The following is a 416-nucleotide window of genomic DNA, read 5'->3' as shown; positions in this document are numbered from 1 at the left end:
CTTGAGCGCCAGCGGAATCAGGAACACGATGATCAGCGCATTGAAGATCACCGCGCTCATTACGGCCGATGCGGGCGTCGCCAGGTGCATCACGTTCAGCGCGGCGAGTTGCGGGTACGTGGTCGCAAACGCGGCCGGGATGATCGCGAAATACTTCGCCACGTCATTGGCGATCGAGAACGTGGTGAGCGAGCCGCGCGTCATCAGCATCTGCTTGCCGATCTCGACAATCTGGATCAGCTTGGTCGGGCTGGAATCCAGGTCGACCATGTTGCCGGCCTCCTTGGCGGCCTGCGTGCCGCTATTCATGGCGACGGCCACGTCAGCCTGTGCCAAGGCAGGCGCATCGTTGGTGCCGTCACCAGTCATGGCAACGAGCCGGCCCTGCGCCTGCTGTTCGCGGATGAGCGCCAGCT

At 63.2% G+C, this 416-nt stretch carries 1 protein-coding gene; it reads right to left on the bottom strand.

Features of this window, described 5'->3' with window-relative positions; translation table 11 throughout:
• Nucleotides 1-416 (bottom strand): HAD-IC family P-type ATPase (locus KGA66_RS29480; protein ID WP_211472934.1); only part of this gene is annotated, 416 nt, incomplete at both ends.

Source organism: Actinocrinis puniceicyclus (assembly GCF_018283645.1).
Lineage (GTDB): Bacteria > Actinomycetota > Actinomycetes > Streptomycetales > Catenulisporaceae > Actinocrinis > Actinocrinis puniceicyclus.
The sequence above is the reverse complement of the archived record's forward strand: the minus strand, read 5'-3'. Positions and strand labels throughout refer to the sequence as shown.